Genomic DNA, 21,320 nt, shown 5'->3' with positions numbered 1-21,320 from the left:
AGTTACTAGAGAAAATTTATATATATTTGTTTATTTTTTAGCCTTTTACTGCCCCAGCTGTTAATCCTTTTGCTATAAATTTTTGAAGTGATAAGAATAGTATCACTACTGGAGTTGAAGCCATAATAGCTGCTGCTGAATATTGTGTCCAGTTAGCTGAGAATCTATCTCTTATAAACTGTTGCATACCTACTGCAATAGTTTGAGTTGATCTATCCTTTAATAATGCTGAACTAATCATGAATTCACTATATGCTGAAATAAAAGCAAACAAGAATATTACTAGTGCCATATTTTTTATTAAAGGTAATAGTATCTTAATAAAAACTTGGAATGTTGTAGCTCCATCTACATATGCTGCTTCTATTAATTCTGTTGGAATACCATCCATATATCCTTTCATAAGCCAAATATTATATGCTATTCCTGTACACAATAATATAGTTATAACAAATAAGTTATCCATACCATTATGATTATATGCAATTCTTAGTATTGCTGGCAATGCCATTGATGTTGGAAACATCTGAAGTATTAATAAAGCCATTAACCCCTTGCTTCTAAAAGCAAACCTAAGTTTTGAAAATGCAAAGGCTGCTGGGATTACTAATGCTAATTGTATTAATGCTGCTGCAATACATGTTATCATTGAATTCACAAGCCATCTTAAAAATTGAGTATCTTCTATAACCTTTCTATAGTTATCAAGAGTCCAACTTTTAGGAAGTATTGTGGTTTGTGTAAATGAACTTCCTTTACTAAGTGATGCAAAAATTACAGCGAATATAGGAAATAAAGTAATCACTATAACCATCCATAATACTATTCTTGAAAGCCAAGCTGACTTCTTATTTGCTTTTGTCATCTTTTTATTATACTTTAAAGAGACATTTGTGTTATCAACACTCATTTGTACTTGCATCTAATCCACCTCCTTAAATTGTCCAGACATTCTCATTTGGAAGTAAGATAGGACTGCAAGTATCACGAATATTACAATACTTATAGCTGATGCTATATCAACTCTTCCAAATTGTGTTGATAATTTATAATTTACAGATGCTAATATATCTGTGTATCCAGCAAATTGTGTAGATAATCTAGCAGGTCCACCTTCTGTAATTAAGTATGCAGAATTAAAATTATTAAAATTAAATGCAAAACTTGTAATTAAAAGTGGATATGCTGTCCTAGCTAATGATGGTAAAGTTATTTTTGTAAACTTAATCCATCTATTAGCACCATCAACATCTGCAGCTTCATAGTATGAATCAGGTATTGCTGAAAGTCCACCTATACAAACATTCATCATATAGGGAAATCCAAGCCAAATATTAGCTATAATTACAGCTACCTTTGCCCAAAATGGATCTGTGAGCCAAGGGATTGGACTTGATATAATGTGCATATTAATTAAAACATTATTAATTGCACCATATGTCCCATTAAATAATCCTTGCCATGAAAGAACTGCAACTGTAACAGGCAATGCCCATGGAAGAATTAATATAGCTTTATAGATGCCTTTTTCTTTAATGTCAGGATTATTCAATAGTATGGCAAGAATTAATCCTACTAAGAAACAACCTGCAGTAGATATTACTGCAAAAATCAATGTCCACCCAAATACAGGGAAAAATACATCTTTAAAAGGTCCATTAAATACTTCTTTAAAATTTGCTAATCCAATAAATGCGCTTTCTCCATCCTTTGTATACACAGTTTTATTGGTGAATGAAATCCAAACTGTATACAATATAGGAAGAACTGTAAATACTACAATGTATATAAGTCCAGCTATTAAGTATGGCATAGCTTTAATACTATGTTTAGCTTTTACTTTAACAACCATAACAATTCTCCTCTCAAAATAATAACTTATAAGCTTAGGAGGGATTTACTCCCTCCTATATTTTTATTTCATTTGCTTAATTCCTTCTTGAACTTGATCATATATATTTTTAGCTGCTGTTTGAGCATCTATTTTATCAGCAATCATTGATTTTATATTGTCCTTAGCTGGATCCCAAATTGCTTGTACTTCTGGAATGTTAGGCATTGGTGTAGCATTCTTAGCTGAAGCTGCAAAAACACTAATATTTTGATTATTCTTAAATGTATCTGAATCTTGACCTTTCTTTGTTACAGGAATTCTATTTCCTTTTTCAACTAAGATTGAAGTATTGTTTTCATTTAAATATTTTATTAAATCCCAAGCCTTATCTTGTTTAGTTGAATTTTTATTAACAAAAGCAGTTTGAACTCCTAAGAATGGTGTAACTGTCTTACCATTTAATGTAGGTAATGCACAAACTCCTAAATCGATTCCAGCATCTTTAACATCTTGTACATTCCAAGGTCCTGAAATATAGAATGCTGTTTTTCCTTGTTTAAATTCATCCTTAGCTATATCATCATTAACGTCAGCAGTCATTAATTTATCTTTTACTACTAAATCTTTAATAAATTGAAGACCTACTACTGTTCCTGCATTATTTAATCCAATGTCCTTAGTATCTAAAGTACCATTATTATTTTTGAAAATATATCCTCCATCAGCTGTTATTAGTCCATATGTTAGGTAGAAATCAGTGACATTAAATTTGAAACCTTTTTCCTTTCCTATGCTCACAACCTCTTCCATTGTCTTTGGAGCTTCTTTAACTAACTTTTTATTATAAAATAATCCTATTGCTTCTTGAGCTATTGGAAGTGCATATTTTTTGCCATTTATAGTTACTGCATCTATAACATTTTTTGCTGTATAATCACTTTCATTTATCATATCACTTGGAACCTCTGCTAAAAGATCCGCTTTCTGGAATGCCCCTAAATTATCATGTGGTGATCCATAATAAAGATCTGGTCCTGAAGAACTGTTTGCTGCTTCTTTAAAGTCTTGCATCTTTCCTGAATCTTCAACAACCTTGACCTCAACGTTATTTTTTTCTCCCCAATCACTAGCTAGCTTTTGAATTTCATCATTTTCTTGTGTAGATAGGTGAGACCAAACTGTTAGTTTTTCTTTATCACTACCTTTACTTCCACATCCTGCTAACCCCATAGTCATCATAGTAGCGGCCATAACAATTGCAACGACCTTTGTACGTTTACTCATTATCATTTCCTCCTTAATAATTTATAAATTAAACCTTTTTAAGGTATTTAAGCATTCCCGGTATCGGTTCCAAACAATGCGATAGATACTTTAGGTGTTATTTTTCAATACAATAACTTGTACATTTATTTTCCAACACCCTCGGTACCGTTTCCATATATATTGTACACCTTTTCATTTGTAATTTTCAAGACCTTTTTACATTTTTTTGCTCTTTCCATAAAAAAAGTAATATTTTAAAAACCGTTGCCATGTTAAAATCTTTTATATCAAAACCTGTATATTTCTGAACTTTCTCCAATCGGTAAATTAATGTATTCCTATGAATATATAAACATTTTGCACTTTCACTTATATTAAGACCACAGTTAAAAAATACATCTATAGTTCTTATCATTTCATCATCCAATTTATTAAATCCATCATTGAATTGATTTACTAAAATCTTTTTTTTCCCTTCATCAATGCTATCCACTATATCTTCAAAAACAAGGGAAGTTTCACCAAGTATCTTTGTTGTTATATTAAACTTTTGAGCTAATATTATTTTCTTCATACAACCATCAACAACTTTGCTCAGGTTTTCATACCCCTCAACAATACTGTAAGAAATTATAGAAGTTTCCCTTAGATTATATTCCAATGTTTCCTTTATGCTAGATGCATGTTCATATTCATCCTCTAAATCACCTAAGATTAATATCTTGCCTTTATAGACAACAATTGTTATGTTTTCCTCTCGATATCCATCCTGTATTAATGATATGCTTTCATCTAAATTATTATTAACATTTATTAATATTAATTTGAACTTATTCATTAAAAATGGATATGCCTCTTCAACTTCCTTCTTGGTTACTCCCTTGTTTTCAATAATGTTTTCAATAATATTATTTCTTTTAATAATATCTCTCTTAATAGTGGTTACTATATAATTTTCTAGAAGAGATAATGCCTTTTCATCTTCTTTACATATTCTTAATGTTAAAGTTTCTTCATATACTTTGAAAATTTTTTCTAAATAAGTTGTTTTAATATAAAAGTTTGGTGATGTATAAATGTCACCTTTTTCATTTTTTAATTTAAAAGAAATCTGTGCAATATCGCTAATCTCTTGTAAGAGTTTACTTATATTTTTCATTTACACACCTCAAACCCCATTTTCTTTCTATATGATTCTTAATTCCGTTTCTTTATCAAAAACATGAATCTTATCCACATTTATATGAATTTTAGCATTTTCTCCTACCTTTAATTTTGTTGTTCCATCTACTCTAACAGTCAAGCTTGTACTTCCGTCTTTAGTATAAATATAGCTCTCTGCTCCCATTAATTCAATAACATCTACAGATACTTCTATTGTTTCTTCTGGATTTTCTTTTATTTTTGAAACATTATCATCTAAAGCTTCTGGTCTTACACCAAATACCAACTTCTTGTTCTCCACATTATTTTCTTTTAGTATTCTTGCACTCTTTTCTGGTAAAAGAATCTTTTGTCCCTCAAAATTAGCATATGCTTTACCACCTTCAAATAATACATCTCCATTTATAAAATTCATTTGAGGACTACCAATAAAGCTTGCTACAAACATATTTTCTGGATAATTATATATATTTTGAGGTGTATCCACTTGTTGAATTATTCCATCCTTCATAACTACGATTCTTGTACCCATAGTCATAGCTTCTGTTTGGTCATGAGTTACATAAATAAATGTTGTCTCTAACTTTTTATGTAACTTAGCTATTTCAGTTCTCATTTGAACTCTTAACTTTGCATCTAAGTTAGATAATGGCTCGTCCATTAAGAATACTTTTGGGTTTCTAACAATTGCTCTTCCTAAAGCAACCCTTTGTCTTTGTCCACCTGATAAAGCCTTAGGTTTTCTGCTTAAAAGAGTTTCAATATCTAATATTTTAGCAGCTTCTTTTACCTTTTCCTCGATTTCAGCCTTTGGCACTTTTTTTATTTTTAGTCCAAATGCCATATTGTCATATACAGACATATGAGGATATAATGCATAGTTTTGGAATACCATTGATATATCTCTCTCTTTTGGTTCTACATCATTTACTAGTCTGTCTCCAATAAATAATTCTCCTTGAGATATTGACTCAAGTCCTGCTATCATTCTTAATGTAGTAGATTTACCACATCCAGAAGGTCCTACAAAAACTATAAATTCCTTATCTTCAATTTCAAGATTAAAATCTTTTACTGCTGCAACATCTCCAGGATAGATTTTATATATATTTTTTAACGAAAGGTTTGCCATAATTTTACCCCCTTGACTTTTATTTCTTATAGTATACCTCTAAATAACGTTTACATCTAGTAGCAATACATACAAACTCTTCAAAAGTTTTTTGTAGAAACTTCTAAAGAGTTTGTAAAACATCTATATTTTATTGATTCATTCGTCCATATATATAATTAATATGAGAAATTTTATTAGCTAGTTCTTCTGTTAAGCTTTCTTTTTTCACTCTCCAACTCCAGTTTCCTCCAAAGCTAGATGGTAAGTTCATCCTTCCTTCATTACCTATATTAAGAAAATCTTGCATCTGTGCTATTGCTACATCTGCCACACTTGACCATATGCCTCTAATAAGCCCCCAATTATAGCCTTCTTCTTTATTTAATCCTAAATATACTTCTGCATTTTTAACATCATTCTTACTTCCTGTTTTTTCATACCATCCTAAACACGTATCATTATCATGAGTTCCTGTATATGCTATACAATTATTAATATATCTGTGTGGTAAATAATTATTATTAATTGATCCATCAAAGGCAAATTGCAAAACTCTCATTCCAGGAAATTTAGTTTCTTTAACAAACTTTATTGCTTCTTCAGATAGATATCCTAAATCTTCTGCTATAACTTCAATATCACCAAGATTCTTTTTTATTACATCAAATAAATTCATAGCTGGACCTTTTCCCCAAGATCCATCTTTAGCTGTTTTTTCACCATAAGGAACCTGCCAATAAGATTCGAATCCTCTAAAGTGATCTATTCTTAATACATCATAAAGTTTTAAACTTTGTTTTATTCTAGAAGTCCACCATTTATATTCTGTACCTTTCATATATTCCCAATCATAAATGGTATTTCCCCACAACTGCCCAGTAGGAGAAAAATCATCTGGTGGACATCCTGCTACAAGTTTAGGTTTTAATGTTTTTTTGTCTATCTCAAAATCATTAGGATTACTCCATGTATCAACACTATCTTCTGAAACATATATGGGTATATCTCCTATTATTTGTATATCTAATGAATTAGCATATTTTTTTAATTTCTCCCATTGAGTAAAAAATAGATATTGTACAAATGACCAATACTCTATTTCTTCACTTAATTCATTTTTGTATTTTGCTAATGCTTCTGGTTTTCTTTCCTTGATATCAGTATCCCAATTGTACCAACTATTATAATTAAACTTTGCTTTTAAAGCCATATATAGACTATAATCTTCCAACCAAAAATCATTATTTCTTTTGAATTCTTTTAACTTTTCTTTTAAGTTATTCATATTTTTATAGTGCTCAAATGCTTTTCTAAGCACTTTATATTTTGCATTATATATTAACCCATAGTTAATTCTTTCTCTATTATCATAATAAGTTTCTAATTTATATTCTTCATCATTCAATAGCCCCTCATCTTTTAATTTATCAAAGTCAATGAAATATGGATTGCCAGCAAATGCTGTAAAACATTGATAGGGGGAATCTCCATATCCAGTATGCCCTAAAGGTAGTATTTGCCAGTAGGTAAATCCAGCCTTTTTAATGAAATCCACAAATTTATAAGCTTCATCACCTAATGCACCTATCCCAAATTCTCCTGGGAGTGAAGATATATGCATTAAAACCCCAGCGCCTCTTCTCATAATATTGCCTCCTATTTTTAATATTCTACAAAGCCTTCCAATTTTAGTTATTCCCCTAATTTTTCTTGTAATTCTAAATAAAAAAAAGCCCATATACTAAATTGATATATTAGGCTTTTAATCATTTTTATCTTATAGTCTTCTTGCTTCATTTTAACTATAGTTTATTTTATTATTAAGTTTTATATTTTATTACTACTAAGGAACAATCAAAAAAATAACAAGTCAATCTGCCAGACTATTTTCATGTCCCTAACCTATAGTCTTTAATAAATTTGACATTTCTATTGCTGTTACTGCAGCATCATATCCTTTATTTCCTGCTTTTGTTCCAGCTCTTTCAATTGCTTGCTCAATAGAATCTGTAGTAAGTATTCCAAATACAACTGGTTTTTCTTCACTTAATGAAACTGATGCAATCCCTTTAGATGCTTCTGCACATACATAATCAAAATGTGGTGTTGAACCTTTTATAACTGCACCTAAACAAATTACAGCATCATATTTATTAGTCTTTGCCATCTTTTTTGCTACTAATGGAATTTCAAATGCACCTGGAACCCAAGCAACTTCTATATCTTCTTCTTTAACTCCATGTCTTTTTAATCCATCTAAAGCTCCGCCTAATAATTTTGATACAATAAATTCATTAAATCTTCCTACTACTATTCCAACCTTTAATCCTTCTGATACTAAATTTCCTTCATATACTTTCATCTTTTTTCTCCCCTTACTCTTAATAATATTTCAACATATGGCTTAATTTTTCTTGTTTTGTTTTTAGATAAAATTCATTGTTTTCATTAGCTTCTATCTGTATAGGAACTCTTTCAACTACTTCTAAATCATATCCACTTAATCCATTTATCTTTCTTGGGTTATTTGTAATAAGTCTTATTTGTTTTACTCCTAAGTTCTTTAGAATTTGTGCTCCAATGCCATAATCTCGCATATCTGCTTTAAATCCTAATTTTAAATTTGCTTCAACTGTATCATATCCTTCATCTTGAAGTGCATAAGCTTTAAGCTTATTTATTAAACCTATTCCTCTTCCTTCTTGTCTCATATATAAAAGTATTCCACTTTCTTCTTTAGCTATCATTTTCATAGCTAAATCATATTGTTCACCACAATCACATCGTCTAGAGCCTAATGCATCACCTGTTAAACACTCAGAATGAACTCTCACTAAAACTGGTGAATTTTCATCTATCTCTCCTTTTACTAGAGCTACATGATGTTCTCCATTTAATTTATTTATGAATCCATATATAACAAAATCACCATATTTTGTAGGCATTTTTGTCTTTACAACTCTTTCTATTAATTCTTCACTTTTTCTTCTATATGCTACTAATGCTGCTACAGTAATAATTTTTATATTATGCTTTTTAGAGAATTCTATAAGTTCAGGTGTTCTTGCCATTGTTCCATCTTCATTCATAATTTCACATATAGCTCCTGCACCTTTAAGTCCTGCAAGTTTTGCTAAATCTACAGCTGCTTCAGTATGCCCTGTTCTTTTTAACACTCCACCTTTTTTAGCTGCTAGTGGAAAAACATGCCCTGGTCTTCTAAAATCTTCTTTTTTAGCTCCATCTTCAATTGCTTTAGTTATTGTCATACTTCTTTCAAATGCAGAAATTCCTGTTGTAGTATCTACATGATCTATAGATACTGTAAATGCTGTCTCATGATTATCTGTATTTTTTTCTACCATTTGATTTATTTCTAATTCTTTAAGCCTTTCTTCTTCCATTGGCATACAGATTAACCCTCTGGCATGCATAGCCATAAAGTTTACTATTTCAGGAGTACATTTTTCTGCTGCTACTATTAAATCCCCTTCATTTTCTCTATCTTCATCATCAATTACTAGTACCATCTTTCCATCTTTAATATCTTCTATAGCCTCTTCTATACTATTAAATTTATACATACTATCCTCTCCTTACATAAAGCCATTTATTCTTAAAAAGCCTTCATCTATACTAGTCTTTTTCTTTTCTTCTTTATTTATAAATAACTTTTCAATATATTTTCCAACAATATCACATTCAATATTAACTTTCTCTCCAATACCTTTCATTAATAGAACAGTTTCCTTAGCTGTATGAGGAATTATAGATACTTTAAAACTTTTATCATCTACATATGCAACAGTTAAACTTATTCCATCTATTGCTATAGAGCCCTTTTCTACTACATATCTAAGTAAACTTTCTTCTAATTTTATCTGAAACCATGTAGCATTATCTTCCTTTTGAATAGATATTATCTCTCCAATTCCATCTATGTGTCCACTAACTAAATGTCCACCTAATCGATCTTGTAAACTTAGTGCTCTTTCAAGATTAACTTTACTGGATTTTCTTAATTCTCCTAGGTTGCTCCTTCTTAATGTCTCAGCCATTACATCTGCCTCAAAAGCATCCCCATTTATATTTGTAACTGTAAGACATACACCATTTGTGCAAATGCTATCACCCAATCTAGTGTTTTGTAGAACTTTATTTGCTTTTATAACAAGAACAGATGATTTTTCTCCATTTTTTATTGATTTGATTTCTCCTAGTTCTTCTACTATTCCTGTAAACATGGATTTTCCACCCTCTTTTCTATATATCCCTCTATCAATACATCTTCACCCACATATTGAGTAGATAATTTTTTTAGCTTAAAGGCATCTTTTAAATGTTCAACACCCTTTCCTCCTACTGTTGATTTGGATATATCTCCACCAAGTATCATTGGTGCTATATATATTTGAACTTTATCAACTACACCTTGCTCAAGTGCTGAAAAATTTACTGTTGAACCACCTTCTAAAAGCACACTATCTATATTTAATTCTCCAAGCTTTTTCATTAAATCTTTTAGATTAACTCTTCCATCTATATCATCAGTTAATAGTATATTTATCCCCTTTTTCTCTAGCATTATTCTATTTTCTCTAGGTGCATTATTTGTTGCTACTACTATTGTTTTTACTTTTTTTGCACTTTGAACAATTTTTGAAGACATAGGAATTCTTAGATTGCTATCTAAAATTATTCTTATTGGATTTCTTCCACCTTCTATTCTGCATGTAAGTTCTGGATCATCTTCTACAACTGTATTTACTCCAACCATAATAGCTGAATAGTTTATCCTAAGCTTATGAACTTGTTTTCTAGATTCTTCTCCTGATATCCACCTGGACTCACCTGTATATGTTGAAATTTTTCCATCTAGAGACATAGCTGTCTTCATTAAAACAAAGGGTATTTTTGTGGATATATACTTCATAAATATTTCATTAATTTTATTGCATTTTTTCTCTAAAACTCCAACTTTCACTTCAATCCCAGCATCTTTAAGTTTTTTAACACCATTACCTGCAACCAGAGGATTAGGATCTAAAATTCCTATAACAACTTTAGCTATTTTCTTTTCTATTATTAAATCTGCACAAGGTGGAGTTTTCCCATAATGTGAACAAGGTTCTAATGTAACATACATAGTAGCACCTTCAGCTTCTTCTGAGATATTATTAAAAGCTTCCACTTCAGCATGAGGTCCTCCATATCTTTTATGATATCCTTCACCTATTATTTTTCCATCCTTTACAATAACAGCTCCCACAACCGGATTTGGGCTTACAAAGCCTCTCCCCTTCTTTGCTAAACTCAAAGCTAATTCCATATACTTTTCATCCATAGGTTTATTCTCCTTTCTTTATTATTTATTATTCTTCAAGACATATAGCTTTAATCTTAAAATAAAAAAACTCGAGTAAAGTTACTCGAGGCAAATTAAATATATAAAAATTTTTCATATAAAAAAGCTCTGAAATATAAATATTTCAGAGCAAATATTACAAAAATAATATAATTTAATTATATTTATTACTATCTTCTTTCATCCAGACTTTACTGTCGGCCTCGGAATTTCACCGAATCATGCACATAATGGCTCGCGGGCTATACCGCCGGTAGGGAATCACACCCTGCCCCGAAGAATTATTCAATTTATGTTTATATAATATTCCCTTTTTTTGATAATGTCAATATATTACTACAAATTTATTTTATCCGATAGCTAGCATCCGTAACACTCCCCCTTCTTCAAGTGGGAGATAACGGCTACACGCTCCTGGATAAGTTCAACTAAATTCAGCTGGAGTTAAAACTCCACCTGAAAAGTTTCACTTTATGCTATTAAATGCATTTTCTAAATCTTCTATAAGATCATCAACATGCTCTGTTCCTACAGAAACTCTAATCATATCCTTTGTAACACCAGCACCCTTTTGTTCCTCATCCGATAATTGTTGATGTGTAGTTGAAGCTGGATGAATTACTAATGACTTAGAATCTGCTACATTTGCAAGTTGAGAGAATATTTCTAAGCTATCTATAAATTTACGAGCTTTTCCTTCTCCACCTTTTACTCCAAAGGTAAAAATTGATCCTGCCCCCTTTGGTAAGTACTTCTTAGATAACTCATAATATTTATTGCCTTCTAAAGAAGGATAGTTTACCCATGATACTTGTTCATGAGATTTTAAATATTCTACTATCTTTTTAGTATTTTCAATATGTCGGTCTACTCTAAGAGAAAGAGTTTCAAGCCCTTGTAATAATAAGAATGAATTAAATGGACTTATACAAGCTCCTGTATCACGTAGTAATTGTACACGTGCTTTTGTAATATAAGCTGCTGCTCCAATATCATGAGCATATCTTAATCCATGATAACTTGCATCTGGTTCAGTAAATCCTGGAAATTTATTATTTTGTGTCCAATCAAATTTACCACCATCAACAATTATTCCTCCTATTGAAGTTCCATGTCCTCCAATAAACTTGGTAGCTGAATGTACAACTACATCTGCACCATATTCTATTGGTCTAAGTAAATATGGTGTTCCAAAAGTATTATCTACTATTAAAGGGATTCCATGTTTATGTGCTATTTTGGCTACTGCTTCTATATCAACTACATTAATTCCTGGATTTCCTATTGATTCTATATATAATGCTTTAGTCTTTTCATTAATTGCTTTTTCAAAGTTTTCTGGTTCATCTGGATCTACAAAGGTTGTATTTATCCCGAGTTTTGGTAGTGTTGTTGAAAATAAATTATAGGTTCCACCATATAATGTTGATGCTGCAACAATTTCATCCCCAACGCCAGCAATATTTAATACGGAATAAGTAATAGCTGCTGAACCACTTGCTGTTGCTAATGCTCCAACTCCACCTTCTAGAGCTGCTATTCTTTGCTCAAATACATCGCTAGTTGGATTCATAATTCTTGAATAAATGTTTCCACTTTCTTTTAGCCCAAAAAGATTTTCTCCTTGCTCTGTATTGTCAAAGACATATGATGTTGTTTGATATATTGGTACTGCCCTAGACTTTGTTGTAGGATCAGGTACCTGCCCTGCATGCAATTGTTGTGTTTCAAATCTGTAATTTTTACTCATTTTAAACCTCCCCAATTTTTAAAAGCTTTTATATACTTTTAAGTTCAAAATTTAAACACTTAGTAACTTTATATGTTTAATACGATTGTATCAATATTAACTTATACTGTCAATAAATAATTGTTAATTTTGGCCAAAAAAATAGAGGGTTATTACCTCTATCTTTACAAATATATATTATTTAAAAATTGAATTCCTGTCTTGGTTTTAAAATACTTATCTCTAATTGATTTAATTTGCTCTTCTCCAATATTGTCTTCATAAATATTTACCAAGAAATCACTTTCTATAAGTATCTGATAATCTATTCCATCTATGTTTTTGTAAGTGTGATGATGACCAACTAAATAACATACCCTATTTATAATATCCTCATCAAAACTTAACTCTGACAGCATAAATTTAGCCACAGGAGGACCTTCTATTTCTTGATAATTACCAGCTGATGAATTATATTTTTCCTCACTAACCTTTATTCCAATGTCATGAACTATAGCTGATACTTCCAAAATATATTTAGTCTCTTCATCTAGTTTTTCTAATTCTCCAATGGATTTTGCAAAAGAGTATACTTTTAAAAAATGATTAACTCTCCTTGGGTCTAAACTATAATATTTTATCATCTTTTCTATTACTTCACTAGTTCTATTAATCATAACATTTTCCTCCACTGCATTATCCATTTTAAACCATATTATTCTTGCTTTGCAATAAGCATATCTTTCTCTTGAATATGTTCAACTAACCAATCACTTAAAAATTGTAATATATTCATAATATATTGATCTTGATTTTTATCAATTAAACTTAAATCCATATTATCTAATTTTTTAATAAATTGTTCATGTTCTACTTTTTGAGTAAACATCCTTTTAAAACCTATCTTTTCCATATAAGCTTCTTCTTCTTTAAAATGAAATTTAGTGTATTCTCTAAGTTCTTCCATTAATTGTACTACTTTATCATACTTATCAACTGTAAAATCATCTTTTAATAACGTGTAAGCTTTATCTGCTATTTCAAAAATCTTTTCATGTTGTTCATCAATAGATTTAATCCCTGTTCTGTATTCATCTTTCATCTCATACATAATAAAACACCCCTCATTAAATAAAGATATTACCCTAAAATTAATCATAGTTTTTTTATATTATACATTATAGTATCTTCTTTGTATATTCTCTGCTTATTGCTCTATAATTATTAATACTTATTCAACTGTTCTCACTGTCATCTTCCCTATTTTTATTCTGTATTCATCCAAATTAAATAAAATAAATGCTGCTACTAATATTACATCTGCACCCCAAACAGCCCTTATTCCAACCTTTAAAGTTATCGCTCCTCCTATTATTGCTCCAATAAGAAATGAAATTATAATAATTCCATATCTAATTGCCTTAATGGCTTTTTTTCTATCTCCATCCTTTATTGCTTCATATGCAACTTGTGAAGCTGTACGTAAATTTCCTGTACACATAGCTGTGTTATATGGTGACCCTACCAATTTTCTAAAGGATTGAACTTGAAGTGAAGCAACAAATGAAATTATTACTGTAACTATTATGTCTGGAACTGAAATAGATATAAATCCCACAAAAAATAATGTTAATATTTCAATACCTAGTATAACTCTTTCTGTATCTATTATTTCTTTATGTACATATATGTTTTTAATTTTTTCTACTACTATAACTCCTAATATAAAGGCAATAATAGGTGGGACATGCAATAATGCTTGACCCCAATTTCCAATTGATGCTTCAACTCCTACCATTACAATATTTCCTGTTTGAGCATTGGCAAATACTCCATTCCTAGTTATATATGTATATGAATCTAAAAAACCACCTACTAGTGCAAGAAGTATCCCAAGTCTAAGAGACTGAGAAGTAATTGTATGGATTTTAATTTTTTTCTTTTGAAACTTTTCTATCAACAATTTAAATATCTCCTTTTATTTACTCTAATAATATTTTATCAGCTATTGCATTTATATAAAGGCTGATTATTGCTGATATATTCCAATGTATTTAAACCTTATAAATATTTCTTGAATTAACACAAATTTATGTATTTTCATCATAGTTTTTGGCTTGAACTTTTTATCTTACGACATAATATTTCACTTTCACGACTAAAACCTTTACAGGCATATACGAAAATGTTATTTTTATTTTGTGCTTGTATACAATTAACATTGATTTATGAAAACTATGTTTTCTACTCAATCTTATAATTAAGGAAATTAACTCTAATAGTTTCCTTAGCAAAGACCCAATTAACATGGGTAACTTCCAAAAAATAACCCTGATAACATGTTACAAATATGGAAGATATCCTTCATGAACAATGCTAATAAATAATACCAATTATAAAATGAGCTATCTTAAAATAGGACGAATTCAAACTTTCTATTTTAGGATAGCTCATTTTATTATATTTCTTTAATAAATCTTTGACACAAAAAATTATTGGAGTTATAATGAACACAGTTCATAAAGAGGTGAGATTATGCCAAAGATTTTAGAAAACCCAAAAGAATCCATACTATTATACGCAAAGGATATTGTTCTTACTGAGGGAATTGAAAACTTAACTATGAGAGAAGTCTCAAAGAAATCAGGTATTGCAGTTGGTACTATATATAACTACTTCCCTACAAAAAAAGATTTAACTATTGATTTAATTGAAAATTACTGGTATGAATATCTTTCTCTAGTAGATGAAGCAGATAAATCTTCAAGTGATTTTTTCTCAAAACTGCATAAAATTTTTAATGATATGGCTTTTTTTGTTGATACATTTAAGGAAGTATGGATAAAAAACACTTCTTCTGAATATACTATTGATGGTATAAATAGGAAAAATATTTTCTTAGATAAACTTACACAAAGACTCGAACACATAATTGAAAAAGAAAAAGATAAAAAAAATATAAACTTTTCTATGAGCTCATATATACTTGCTAAATTTCTAATTCTAAATTTTATGATGATGTCTCAAATGAAACAGTTTAATTATGATGATTTTGAGAAAATAATTAAAGATTATCTTTGTTCTTAGTAACAATATAAAACCACTGATTATTCATATTAGATATTTGATATGAATAATTTTATGAACTTAAATGAACATCGTTCATTTAATTTAAAAAATAATAAAAGGAGGAATTTCTATGCTTAAAAAAAATAAAACTTTAATTCTTATACTATTTATGCTAGGAATATTTATGGGAGCAATTGATACAGGTATTGTTTCTCCTGCAAGAACATTAATTCAAAATAGCTTTGGAATTGATCAAAGTCTTAGTACATGGATGATAACCTTGTATACTCTAATATATGCTATATCGATGCCTATAGTTAGTAAACTAGGTGATAAGTATGGTTATAAAAAAGCCTATGTTTTTGGAATAGCTACCTTTGGTATTGGTTCCCTTTTATGTGGTATCTCAAACTTTTATGGAACATTTGGTTTTTTTCTAGCCGCTCGTGCTATACAAGCAATTGGTGCTGGTGGAATAATGCCTATAGCTAATGCTGTAATTGGTAATAGTTTTCCTGAAGAAAAAAGAGGTTCAGCATTAGGGCTAGTTGGAATGATTTATGGAGTTGGTAATATATTAGGTCCAACTTTAGGTAGTACTATAATTGATATAGCAGGTTCATCTAATTGGGGATGGGTTTTCTTTATTAATGTACCTATAAGTATTATTATATTGTTATTGAGCACTAGCTTGGAAAATTCTAAATCATCTGAAGAAAGACCTATGGATCTTTTAGGTTCAATTACACTTGGTGGAGTTATAGCTAGCATTATGTATGCATTAACTAATTTAGATTTCTTTAATTTTATAGAAAGTATAAAATCAACCAATGTTTATCCTTATTTAATTATATTTATAATTCTTACACCAATATTAGTATTTGTAGAAAATAAAGCAAAAGATCCAGTACTAAATATTAAATACTTTAAAACCAAAGAAATGTTAGTAATTTTAATCATATCATTTATAGTTGGTGTTGGTATGATGGGTATGATATTTGTACCTCAATTTTCTGAAAATGTACTAAAATTAAAGGCTGGAAGTGGTGGTTATTTAATAACACTATTAGCACTATTCTCTGGAGTTGCAGCCCCTATAAGCGGTAAACTTATTGATAAGAAAAGTTCTCGTTTTGTTTTATCTATAGGATTTACTTTCACTATATGTGGAACCTTATTCCTTGGATTTATAGCTACTAAATTCCTTACATTTATAAGTGTATTTATTGGTCTTGCTTTAATGGGCCTTGGTGTTGGTTTTACTATGGGAGCACCCCTTAACTATTTGGTTCTTAAAACTGTACCTAAAGAAGAGAGTGCCTCTGGTCTTGCTACAATGTCACTTATGCGTTCAATAGGACTTGCTATTTCGCCAAGTGTAATGATAGGTTTTGTAGTAGAAGCCTCTAAGACTTTACAAACTAAGTTAATGGATACTGTTCAATCTAGTTTATCATCCTCCATGAATGGTATGCCAATTCCTTCTTCTGGAAACACAAGTACTGATGCTTTCAAATCACTTCAGAATGCAGATGTAACAACTGTTGTTGATATGCTAAAAACAGCATTTGAAAGCATTTTACCACCTCAAGTAAAACCTATTGTAATAAATGCACTTGATTCTATTAGTAGTTCAATTGTAGATACATTTCAAAGTGTTGTAAATTCTGGTTATAGAAATATGTTTATAGCTGCTGCTATAATTGCTGCTGCTGGATTAATAGCAACTCTATTTTTAAATAAAAATTCAAAAGAAGAAAAAGCTTCTTAACCCTAAAAACAGACTTACCCAAAAGTAAGTCTGTTTTTAATTTAACTTTTTTCAGTAATATCAACAGGATTTGATATTCTATCACTAAAATAATCAATATATATCTTTTTATTATTATCTAAAGTTGCGTAATAAACATCTTCTATATTTTTTACTCCCATCATTTTTAACTGACTAGTTAACCAATTAACTGATACTCCTCTTTTTTCTAAGTTATCATAAATTATCTTTCCAGTTACTATGATATCTGTAACTAATTCTTCTTGTGCTACCTGTAAATTCATATCTTCCACTTTTATATTTTCCTTATTAGCAACCTTTAAAACACTTACTTCTCCTGTGGTTTCTAAAATTGCATACTTAACATCTTGAAGATTAAATATATCTTTTTTTCTTAATAAATGATTTAAGTCGTCTACTGTATATTGAAATTTGGATAAATTTCTTTCAAAAATATGCCCATCTTGTACTACAAGAACAGGCTCTCCATCAATTATCTTTGAAAAAGTTCTACTATTCTTACAGACATAAGACATAATAAAAGTTAAAATTCCAAATAAAAATAATCCTACAATGTGTCCTCTTGATGCCTGCCCTAAATCTGTTGCTACAGTAGCTGCAATAGAACCAAATGTAATACCATTTATATACTCATATAGTGTTAATTGTGCTACTTGTTGGCGTCCTAAAATTCTAGTAATCAATAGTATTGCAAAAAAAGCTATAAGTGTTTGTAATACTATATCAATTATTTCTTCCATTCCCATCACTCTTTCGTATATATTTTTTTCATTCATTTAATACTAATAGAGTTAAACAAATTATAAAAAATTATGCAGGAGGAATTATTATGTCGTTAGGAATAAAAACTATTGTTACAATTTTATTTATAATTTCAGTATTTGCAATATTGTCCTTTTTATATAAGAAGAAAAAGATATAAGGGACAATCAAAAAAATAACAAGTCCCTAACTTAAATAATCGTATATTCTTGCCAAACTCTGATAATACTAAATTCATGAATTTATTTATGGAGTTGATTGTAAATGACAGTAGGGTCAAAGGTAAAACAAACTTTAGCTAATTTGAAAGGTATCGAAAGTACTTTAAGAATTTATTCAATTCAAAGTAGCAATAAAGATGAAGTTATGGCATATAAAAAAGCTCTTCAAACTACTGAATCAGTTATTAATGATATTGAAAATAGAATTAAAACATTAGAGTTTGAAGAACCACAATATAAAGGAAATTAAGAAAGGAAGAGATTATGCAACCTTGGATTATAGTTCTACTAAGAACTTCAATTATATTCTTTTTAACTTTTGCTGTAATTAGACTCATGGGAAAAGTAAACTTATCAAATATAACGCCTTTCAAATTTGTAAGTTATGTTGTAATTGCTATTATTTCTTCATTTATCTCATTAGGTTTAATAGAAAATTTTGTTTTTGGTCTCTTATCATTAGCCCTTTGGGTGGTATTTTCATTAGCTCTAGATTATTTATCCTTAAAAAGCAAATGGGTTCATGACCTTGTAAATGGAAAAGATACTGTTCTAATTAAGAATGGAAAGATTATGGAAGAAAACTTAATGGATGTAAAGTTTACTGGTGAAGAATTACTTAAAGCATTAAGAACAAAAAATATCTTTAACTTAGCTGATGTAGAATTTGCAGTTATGGAATCTACTGGAGAAATTAATGCTTTATTGAAATCAGATAAAAAGCCATTAACTGCTCATGATTTAAAACAAAAAGTTGCACCATTATCTGAACCTCAGGTAGTAATCATGGATGGAAATATATTGCATGAATCTTTATGTAATAGAGGTTTAACTGAGGAATGGTTAAAAACTCAATTATCAACCTTAGGCGTATCTTTAGATAATGTATTTATAGCTCAAATAGATTCTTCTGGAGATTTATATGTTGATTTATTTGATGATTCAATAGATCTTCCTAGCCCTCAGATTAAAGAGTTACTTTATGCAAATATATCTAAAGCTCAAGCTGATTGTATTTCTTTCTCATTAGAAACAAATAATCAAAAAGCTAAAGATATGTATTCAACTGATGCTAAAAAATTAGAACAGATAATGAATAGTCTAGAACCATACTTATTACGTTAGAAGGTGATGTAATTTGTCTAATAAAAAAAAGAAAAAACTTACTCCCGTTCAACAAGAGTTTCAAGATTTAGCTAAAGAAATAGAACCTAAACGTCCTGTTATCAAGAATTGTTTAAGAGCCTTTTTAGTAGGAGGGATTATTTGTACCATAGGTCAAGTTTTTCAATATTTTTTTGTTTCTTATTTTGGATTTACAGAAGAATCTGCTGGAGCTCCTACTTCTGCTCTTTTAATAATTATTTCAATTTTATTAACCGGTTTTGGAGTATTTGATCATATTGCTCAATGGGCAGGTGCTGGTACTGCTGTTCCTATTACTGGATTTGCAAATACTATGGCTTCTGCTGCTATTGAACATAGTAGTGAAGGTTATGTTTTAGGCGTAGGTGGAAATATGTTTAAACTTTCTGGTTCAGTAATAGTTTATGGAGCTTTTTCAGCTTTTGTTGTTACAATTATAAAATTAACAATCAAATGGTTAGGTGGGATGTAAATGCTAAAAGGTCATCAAACATGGATTTTTGATTCTAAACCAGTAATAATATCTTCTGCTGCAGTTGGAGGTCCTTTTGAGGCTAAAGGTGCATTAAGTGAAGACTTTGACTTTCTACATGAAGATGTATGGCTTGGTCAAGACAGTGTTGAAAAGGCAGAACAAAAGTTATTAGAGCAAGCTGCTGAAAGAGCTGTTACTAAAGCTAATATGAAAAAAGAAGATGTAAATTTTTTTATCAGTGGAGATTTAATGAATCAAATAATTTCTAGTACATTTACAGCACGTACTTTAGGTATACCATACTTAGGAGTTTTTGGTGCTTGCTCTAGCTCAATGGAAAGTCTTGCTTTAGCTTCTTTACTTATTGATAGTAAAGCTGCTAAATATGTACTTGCAGGAGCTTCAAGTCATAATATGACTTCTGAAAAACAATTTAGATATCCTACAGAATATGGTGCCCAAAAACCTCCTACTGCACAATGGACAGTAACTGGTGCTGGTGCTGGATTAATAGCTCAAGAAGGTATTGGCCCTAGAGTAAACTGTGCTACTATTGGTCGAGTAGTTGATATGGGTCTTACAGATCCATATAATATGGGAGCTGCCATGGCCCCTGCTGCAGTAGATACAATAGAAGCTCACTTTAGAGATTTAAATATAGATCCATCCTATTATGATCTTATCGCTACTGGGGATTTGGGGAAAGTTGGTCATAAAATTGCTACAGAATTATTGAATAAACATGGACTTAAAATTCCTTCTGATATCTTTACAGATTGTGGACTTTTAATTTATAAGGATGATCAACCCGTAATTGCTGGTGGAAGTGGATGTGGATGCTCTGCTACTGTTACTTATGGTCATTTTCTAAAGCGTATGAAAAAGGGTGAATTAAAAAGAATATTAGTTATTGCAACTGGAGCTTTAATGTCCCCTTTATCATATCAACAAAAAGAAAGCATCCCTTGTATAGCTCATGCTGTATCTATAGAAATATAAAGAGAGGTGTTGATTTAACTTGATGACATTTATTTGGGCTTTTTGTGTAGGTGGTCTAATATGTGTAATTGGTCAGATAATGATGGATGTATTCAAGCTTACTCCTGCTCATACTATGAGTACATTAGTTGTAATAGGTGCCATACTTGGTGGTCTAGGATTATATGAACCATTAATAAAATTTGCAGGTGCAGGAGCTTCTGTTCCAATTTGTAGTTTTGGAAACTCTCTTGTAAAAGGAGCTTTGATGGAAGCTCAAGAAACTGGAATTATTGGTGTACTTACTGGTCTATTTGAAATAACTAGTGCTGGTATTTCTACTGCAATAATTTTTTCATTTATAGCATCATTATTATTTAAACCTAAAGGTTGATATTTGAAGGG

The 21,320-nt window shown here is 30.0% G+C and carries 22 protein-coding genes and 1 riboswitch; of the genes, 7 read left to right on the top strand and 15 right to left on the bottom strand.

The window, feature by feature from the left end; translation table 11 throughout:
- Positions 1-37: 37 nt before the first annotated feature.
- The 14 genes from NNC19_RS14770 to NNC19_RS14705 form a co-directional block, all read right to left on the bottom strand.
- A complete protein-coding gene (locus NNC19_RS14770) occupies positions 38-922 on the bottom strand; it encodes an ABC transporter permease subunit (RefSeq protein ID WP_310939432.1) in 885 nt (294 codons plus the stop codon).
- A complete protein-coding gene (locus NNC19_RS14765) occupies positions 923-1,852 on the bottom strand; it encodes a sugar ABC transporter permease (protein WP_310939431.1) in 930 nt (309 codons plus the stop codon). It abuts the gene before it with no gap.
- 63 nt (positions 1,853-1,915) lie between these two features.
- Positions 1,916-3,118: a maltose ABC transporter substrate-binding protein gene (locus NNC19_RS14760; protein WP_310939430.1), complete on the bottom strand. Its 1,203-nt coding sequence runs from the start codon at positions 3,116-3,118 to the stop codon at positions 1,916-1,918.
- A 187-nt stretch (positions 3,119-3,305) separates the two neighbouring features.
- Positions 3,306-4,259, bottom strand: coding sequence for a helix-turn-helix domain-containing protein (locus NNC19_RS14755; RefSeq protein WP_310939429.1), 954 nt, complete (start codon positions 4,257-4,259; stop codon positions 3,306-3,308).
- 27 nt (positions 4,260-4,286) lie between these two features.
- Entirely contained in the window at positions 4,287-5,396 is a 1,110-nt protein-coding gene (locus tag NNC19_RS14750; protein WP_310939428.1) for a sn-glycerol-3-phosphate ABC transporter ATP-binding protein UgpC, read from the bottom strand.
- A gap of 130 nt (positions 5,397-5,526) precedes the next feature.
- A complete protein-coding gene (malQ, locus tag NNC19_RS14745; protein WP_310939427.1) occupies positions 5,527-7,023 on the bottom strand; it encodes a 4-alpha-glucanotransferase in 1,497 nt (498 codons plus the stop codon).
- A gap of 252 nt (positions 7,024-7,275) precedes the next feature.
- Positions 7,276-7,740: a 6,7-dimethyl-8-ribityllumazine synthase gene (gene ribE, locus NNC19_RS14740; protein WP_310939426.1), complete on the bottom strand. Its 465-nt coding sequence runs from the start codon at positions 7,738-7,740 to the stop codon at positions 7,276-7,278.
- Between the two features lie 19 nt (positions 7,741-7,759).
- On the bottom strand, positions 7,760-8,962 hold the full coding sequence (locus NNC19_RS14735) for a bifunctional 3,4-dihydroxy-2-butanone-4-phosphate synthase/GTP cyclohydrolase II (RefSeq protein ID WP_310939425.1): 1,203 nt from the start codon (positions 8,960-8,962) through the stop codon (positions 7,760-7,762).
- A gap of 12 nt (positions 8,963-8,974) precedes the next feature.
- A complete protein-coding gene (ribE, locus tag NNC19_RS14730; protein ID WP_310939424.1) occupies positions 8,975-9,622 on the bottom strand; it encodes a riboflavin synthase in 648 nt (215 codons plus the stop codon).
- Entirely contained in the window at positions 9,607-10,722 is a 1,116-nt protein-coding gene (ribD, locus tag NNC19_RS14725; RefSeq protein WP_310939423.1) for a bifunctional diaminohydroxyphosphoribosylaminopyrimidine deaminase/5-amino-6-(5-phosphoribosylamino)uracil reductase RibD, read from the bottom strand. The genes ribE (NNC19_RS14730) and ribD overlap by 16 nt, the downstream gene beginning before the upstream one ends.
- 189 nt (positions 10,723-10,911) lie before the next feature.
- Positions 10,912-11,028, bottom strand: a riboswitch (FMN riboswitch).
- Between the two features lie 181 nt (positions 11,029-11,209).
- Positions 11,210-12,493: a homocysteine synthase gene (locus NNC19_RS14720; RefSeq protein WP_310939422.1), complete on the bottom strand. Its 1,284-nt coding sequence runs from the start codon at positions 12,491-12,493 to the stop codon at positions 11,210-11,212.
- Positions 12,494-12,657: 164 nt separating this feature from the next.
- Positions 12,658-13,149 carry an HD domain-containing protein gene (locus NNC19_RS14715; RefSeq protein WP_310939421.1) on the bottom strand — a complete coding sequence of 164 codons (492 nt, stop codon included), beginning with the start codon at positions 13,147-13,149 and terminating at the stop codon, positions 12,658-12,660.
- Positions 13,150-13,187: 38 nt separating this feature from the next.
- Complete coding sequence (locus NNC19_RS14710) at positions 13,188-13,583, bottom strand: hemerythrin family protein (protein WP_310939420.1); 396 nt, start codon at positions 13,581-13,583, stop codon at positions 13,188-13,190.
- A gap of 120 nt (positions 13,584-13,703) precedes the next feature.
- Complete coding sequence (locus NNC19_RS14705) at positions 13,704-14,435, bottom strand: YoaK family protein (RefSeq protein WP_310939419.1); 732 nt, start codon at positions 14,433-14,435, stop codon at positions 13,704-13,706.
- Positions 14,436-15,007: 572 nt separating this feature from the next.
- On the opposite strand from NNC19_RS14705, the gene NNC19_RS14700 reads away from it, so the two are divergent.
- Both NNC19_RS14700 and NNC19_RS14695 read left to right on the top strand, forming a co-directional pair.
- Positions 15,008-15,559, top strand: a complete 552-nt coding sequence (locus NNC19_RS14700) for a TetR/AcrR family transcriptional regulator (protein ID WP_310939418.1) — start codon at positions 15,008-15,010, stop codon at positions 15,557-15,559.
- 112 nt (positions 15,560-15,671) lie between these two features.
- Positions 15,672-17,312, top strand: a complete 1,641-nt coding sequence (locus NNC19_RS14695) for an MFS transporter (RefSeq protein ID WP_310939417.1) — start codon at positions 15,672-15,674, stop codon at positions 17,310-17,312.
- Positions 17,313-17,353: 41 nt separating this feature from the next.
- Here NNC19_RS14695 and NNC19_RS14690 read toward each other — a convergent pair whose 3' ends face one another.
- Complete coding sequence (locus tag NNC19_RS14690) at positions 17,354-18,073, bottom strand: DUF421 domain-containing protein (RefSeq protein WP_310939416.1); 720 nt, start codon at positions 18,071-18,073, stop codon at positions 17,354-17,356.
- Between the two features lie 286 nt (positions 18,074-18,359).
- Here NNC19_RS14690 and NNC19_RS14685 point away from each other — a divergent pair, with 286 nt between their 5' ends.
- The 5 genes from NNC19_RS14685 to spoVAE are packed head-to-tail and all read left to right on the top strand — an operon-like array spanning position 18,360 to position 21,309.
- Positions 18,360-18,566, top strand: a complete 207-nt coding sequence (locus NNC19_RS14685; RefSeq protein ID WP_310939415.1) for a DUF1657 domain-containing protein — start codon at positions 18,360-18,362, stop codon at positions 18,564-18,566.
- Between the two features lie 14 nt (positions 18,567-18,580).
- A complete protein-coding gene (locus tag NNC19_RS14680; protein ID WP_310939414.1) occupies positions 18,581-19,441 on the top strand; it encodes a DUF421 domain-containing protein in 861 nt (286 codons plus the stop codon).
- A gap of 13 nt (positions 19,442-19,454) precedes the next feature.
- Positions 19,455-19,934 (top strand): stage V sporulation protein AC, encoded by a 480-nt coding sequence (gene spoVAC / locus NNC19_RS14675; protein ID WP_310939413.1) that lies wholly within the window; start codon positions 19,455-19,457, stop codon positions 19,932-19,934.
- Complete coding sequence (spoVAD, locus tag NNC19_RS14670) at positions 19,935-20,936, top strand: stage V sporulation protein AD (protein WP_310939412.1); 1,002 nt, start codon at positions 19,935-19,937, stop codon at positions 20,934-20,936.
- Positions 20,937-20,955: 19 nt separating this feature from the next.
- Positions 20,956-21,309: a stage V sporulation protein AE gene (gene spoVAE / locus NNC19_RS14665; protein WP_310939411.1), complete on the top strand. Its 354-nt coding sequence runs from the start codon at positions 20,956-20,958 to the stop codon at positions 21,307-21,309.
- The last annotated feature ends 11 nt before the right edge of the window (positions 21,310-21,320 follow it).

It is taken from the genome of Clostridium sp. SHJSY1, from assembly GCF_031626875.1.
Classification (GTDB): Bacteria; Bacillota; Clostridia; order Clostridiales; family Clostridiaceae; genus Clostridium.
Note: the sequence above shows the minus strand (reverse complement) of the source record. Positions and strands in the feature narration are given on the sequence as shown.

Bases quoted from the DNA above. Each gene is read 5' to 3' on its own strand.
- ribD (WP_310939423.1), bottom strand. From the start codon at position 10,722: ATGGATGAAAAGTATATGGAATTAGCTTTGAGTTTAGCAAAGAAGGGG.
- NNC19_RS14695 (WP_310939417.1), top strand. From the start codon at position 15,672: ATGCTTAAAAAAAATAAAACTTTAATTCTTATACTATTTATGCTAGGA.
- NNC19_RS14715 (WP_310939421.1), bottom strand. From the start codon at position 13,149: ATGATTAATAGAACTAGTGAAGTAATAGAAAAGATGATAAAATATTAT.
- NNC19_RS14680 (WP_310939414.1), top strand. From the start codon at position 18,581: ATGCAACCTTGGATTATAGTTCTACTAAGAACTTCAATTATATTCTTT.
- NNC19_RS14750 (WP_310939428.1), bottom strand. From the start codon at position 5,396: ATGGCAAACCTTTCGTTAAAAAATATATATAAAATCTATCCTGGAGAT.
- NNC19_RS14700 (WP_310939418.1), top strand. From the start codon at position 15,008: ATGCCAAAGATTTTAGAAAACCCAAAAGAATCCATACTATTATACGCA.
- ribE (WP_310939424.1), bottom strand. From the start codon at position 9,622: ATGTTTACAGGAATAGTAGAAGAACTAGGAGAAATCAAATCAATAAAA.
- NNC19_RS14770 (WP_310939432.1), bottom strand. From the start codon at position 922: ATGCAAGTACAAATGAGTGTTGATAACACAAATGTCTCTTTAAAGTAT.
- spoVAD (WP_310939412.1), top strand. From the start codon at position 19,935: ATGCTAAAAGGTCATCAAACATGGATTTTTGATTCTAAACCAGTAATA.
- malQ (WP_310939427.1), bottom strand. From the start codon at position 7,023: ATGAGAAGAGGCGCTGGGGTTTTAATGCATATATCTTCACTCCCAGGA.
- NNC19_RS14760 (WP_310939430.1), bottom strand. From the start codon at position 3,118: ATGAGTAAACGTACAAAGGTCGTTGCAATTGTTATGGCCGCTACTATG.
- NNC19_RS14690 (WP_310939416.1), bottom strand. From the start codon at position 18,073: ATGGAAGAAATAATTGATATAGTATTACAAACACTTATAGCTTTTTTT.
- NNC19_RS14685 (WP_310939415.1), top strand. From the start codon at position 18,360: ATGACAGTAGGGTCAAAGGTAAAACAAACTTTAGCTAATTTGAAAGGT.
- NNC19_RS14720 (WP_310939422.1), bottom strand. From the start codon at position 12,493: ATGAGTAAAAATTACAGATTTGAAACACAACAATTGCATGCAGGGCAG.
- NNC19_RS14765 (WP_310939431.1), bottom strand. From the start codon at position 1,852: ATGGTTGTTAAAGTAAAAGCTAAACATAGTATTAAAGCTATGCCATAC.
- ribE (WP_310939426.1), bottom strand. From the start codon at position 7,740: ATGAAAGTATATGAAGGAAATTTAGTATCAGAAGGATTAAAGGTTGGA.
- NNC19_RS14710 (WP_310939420.1), bottom strand. From the start codon at position 13,583: ATGTATGAGATGAAAGATGAATACAGAACAGGGATTAAATCTATTGAT.
- NNC19_RS14735 (WP_310939425.1), bottom strand. From the start codon at position 8,962: ATGTATAAATTTAATAGTATAGAAGAGGCTATAGAAGATATTAAAGAT.
- NNC19_RS14755 (WP_310939429.1), bottom strand. From the start codon at position 4,259: ATGAAAAATATAAGTAAACTCTTACAAGAGATTAGCGATATTGCACAG.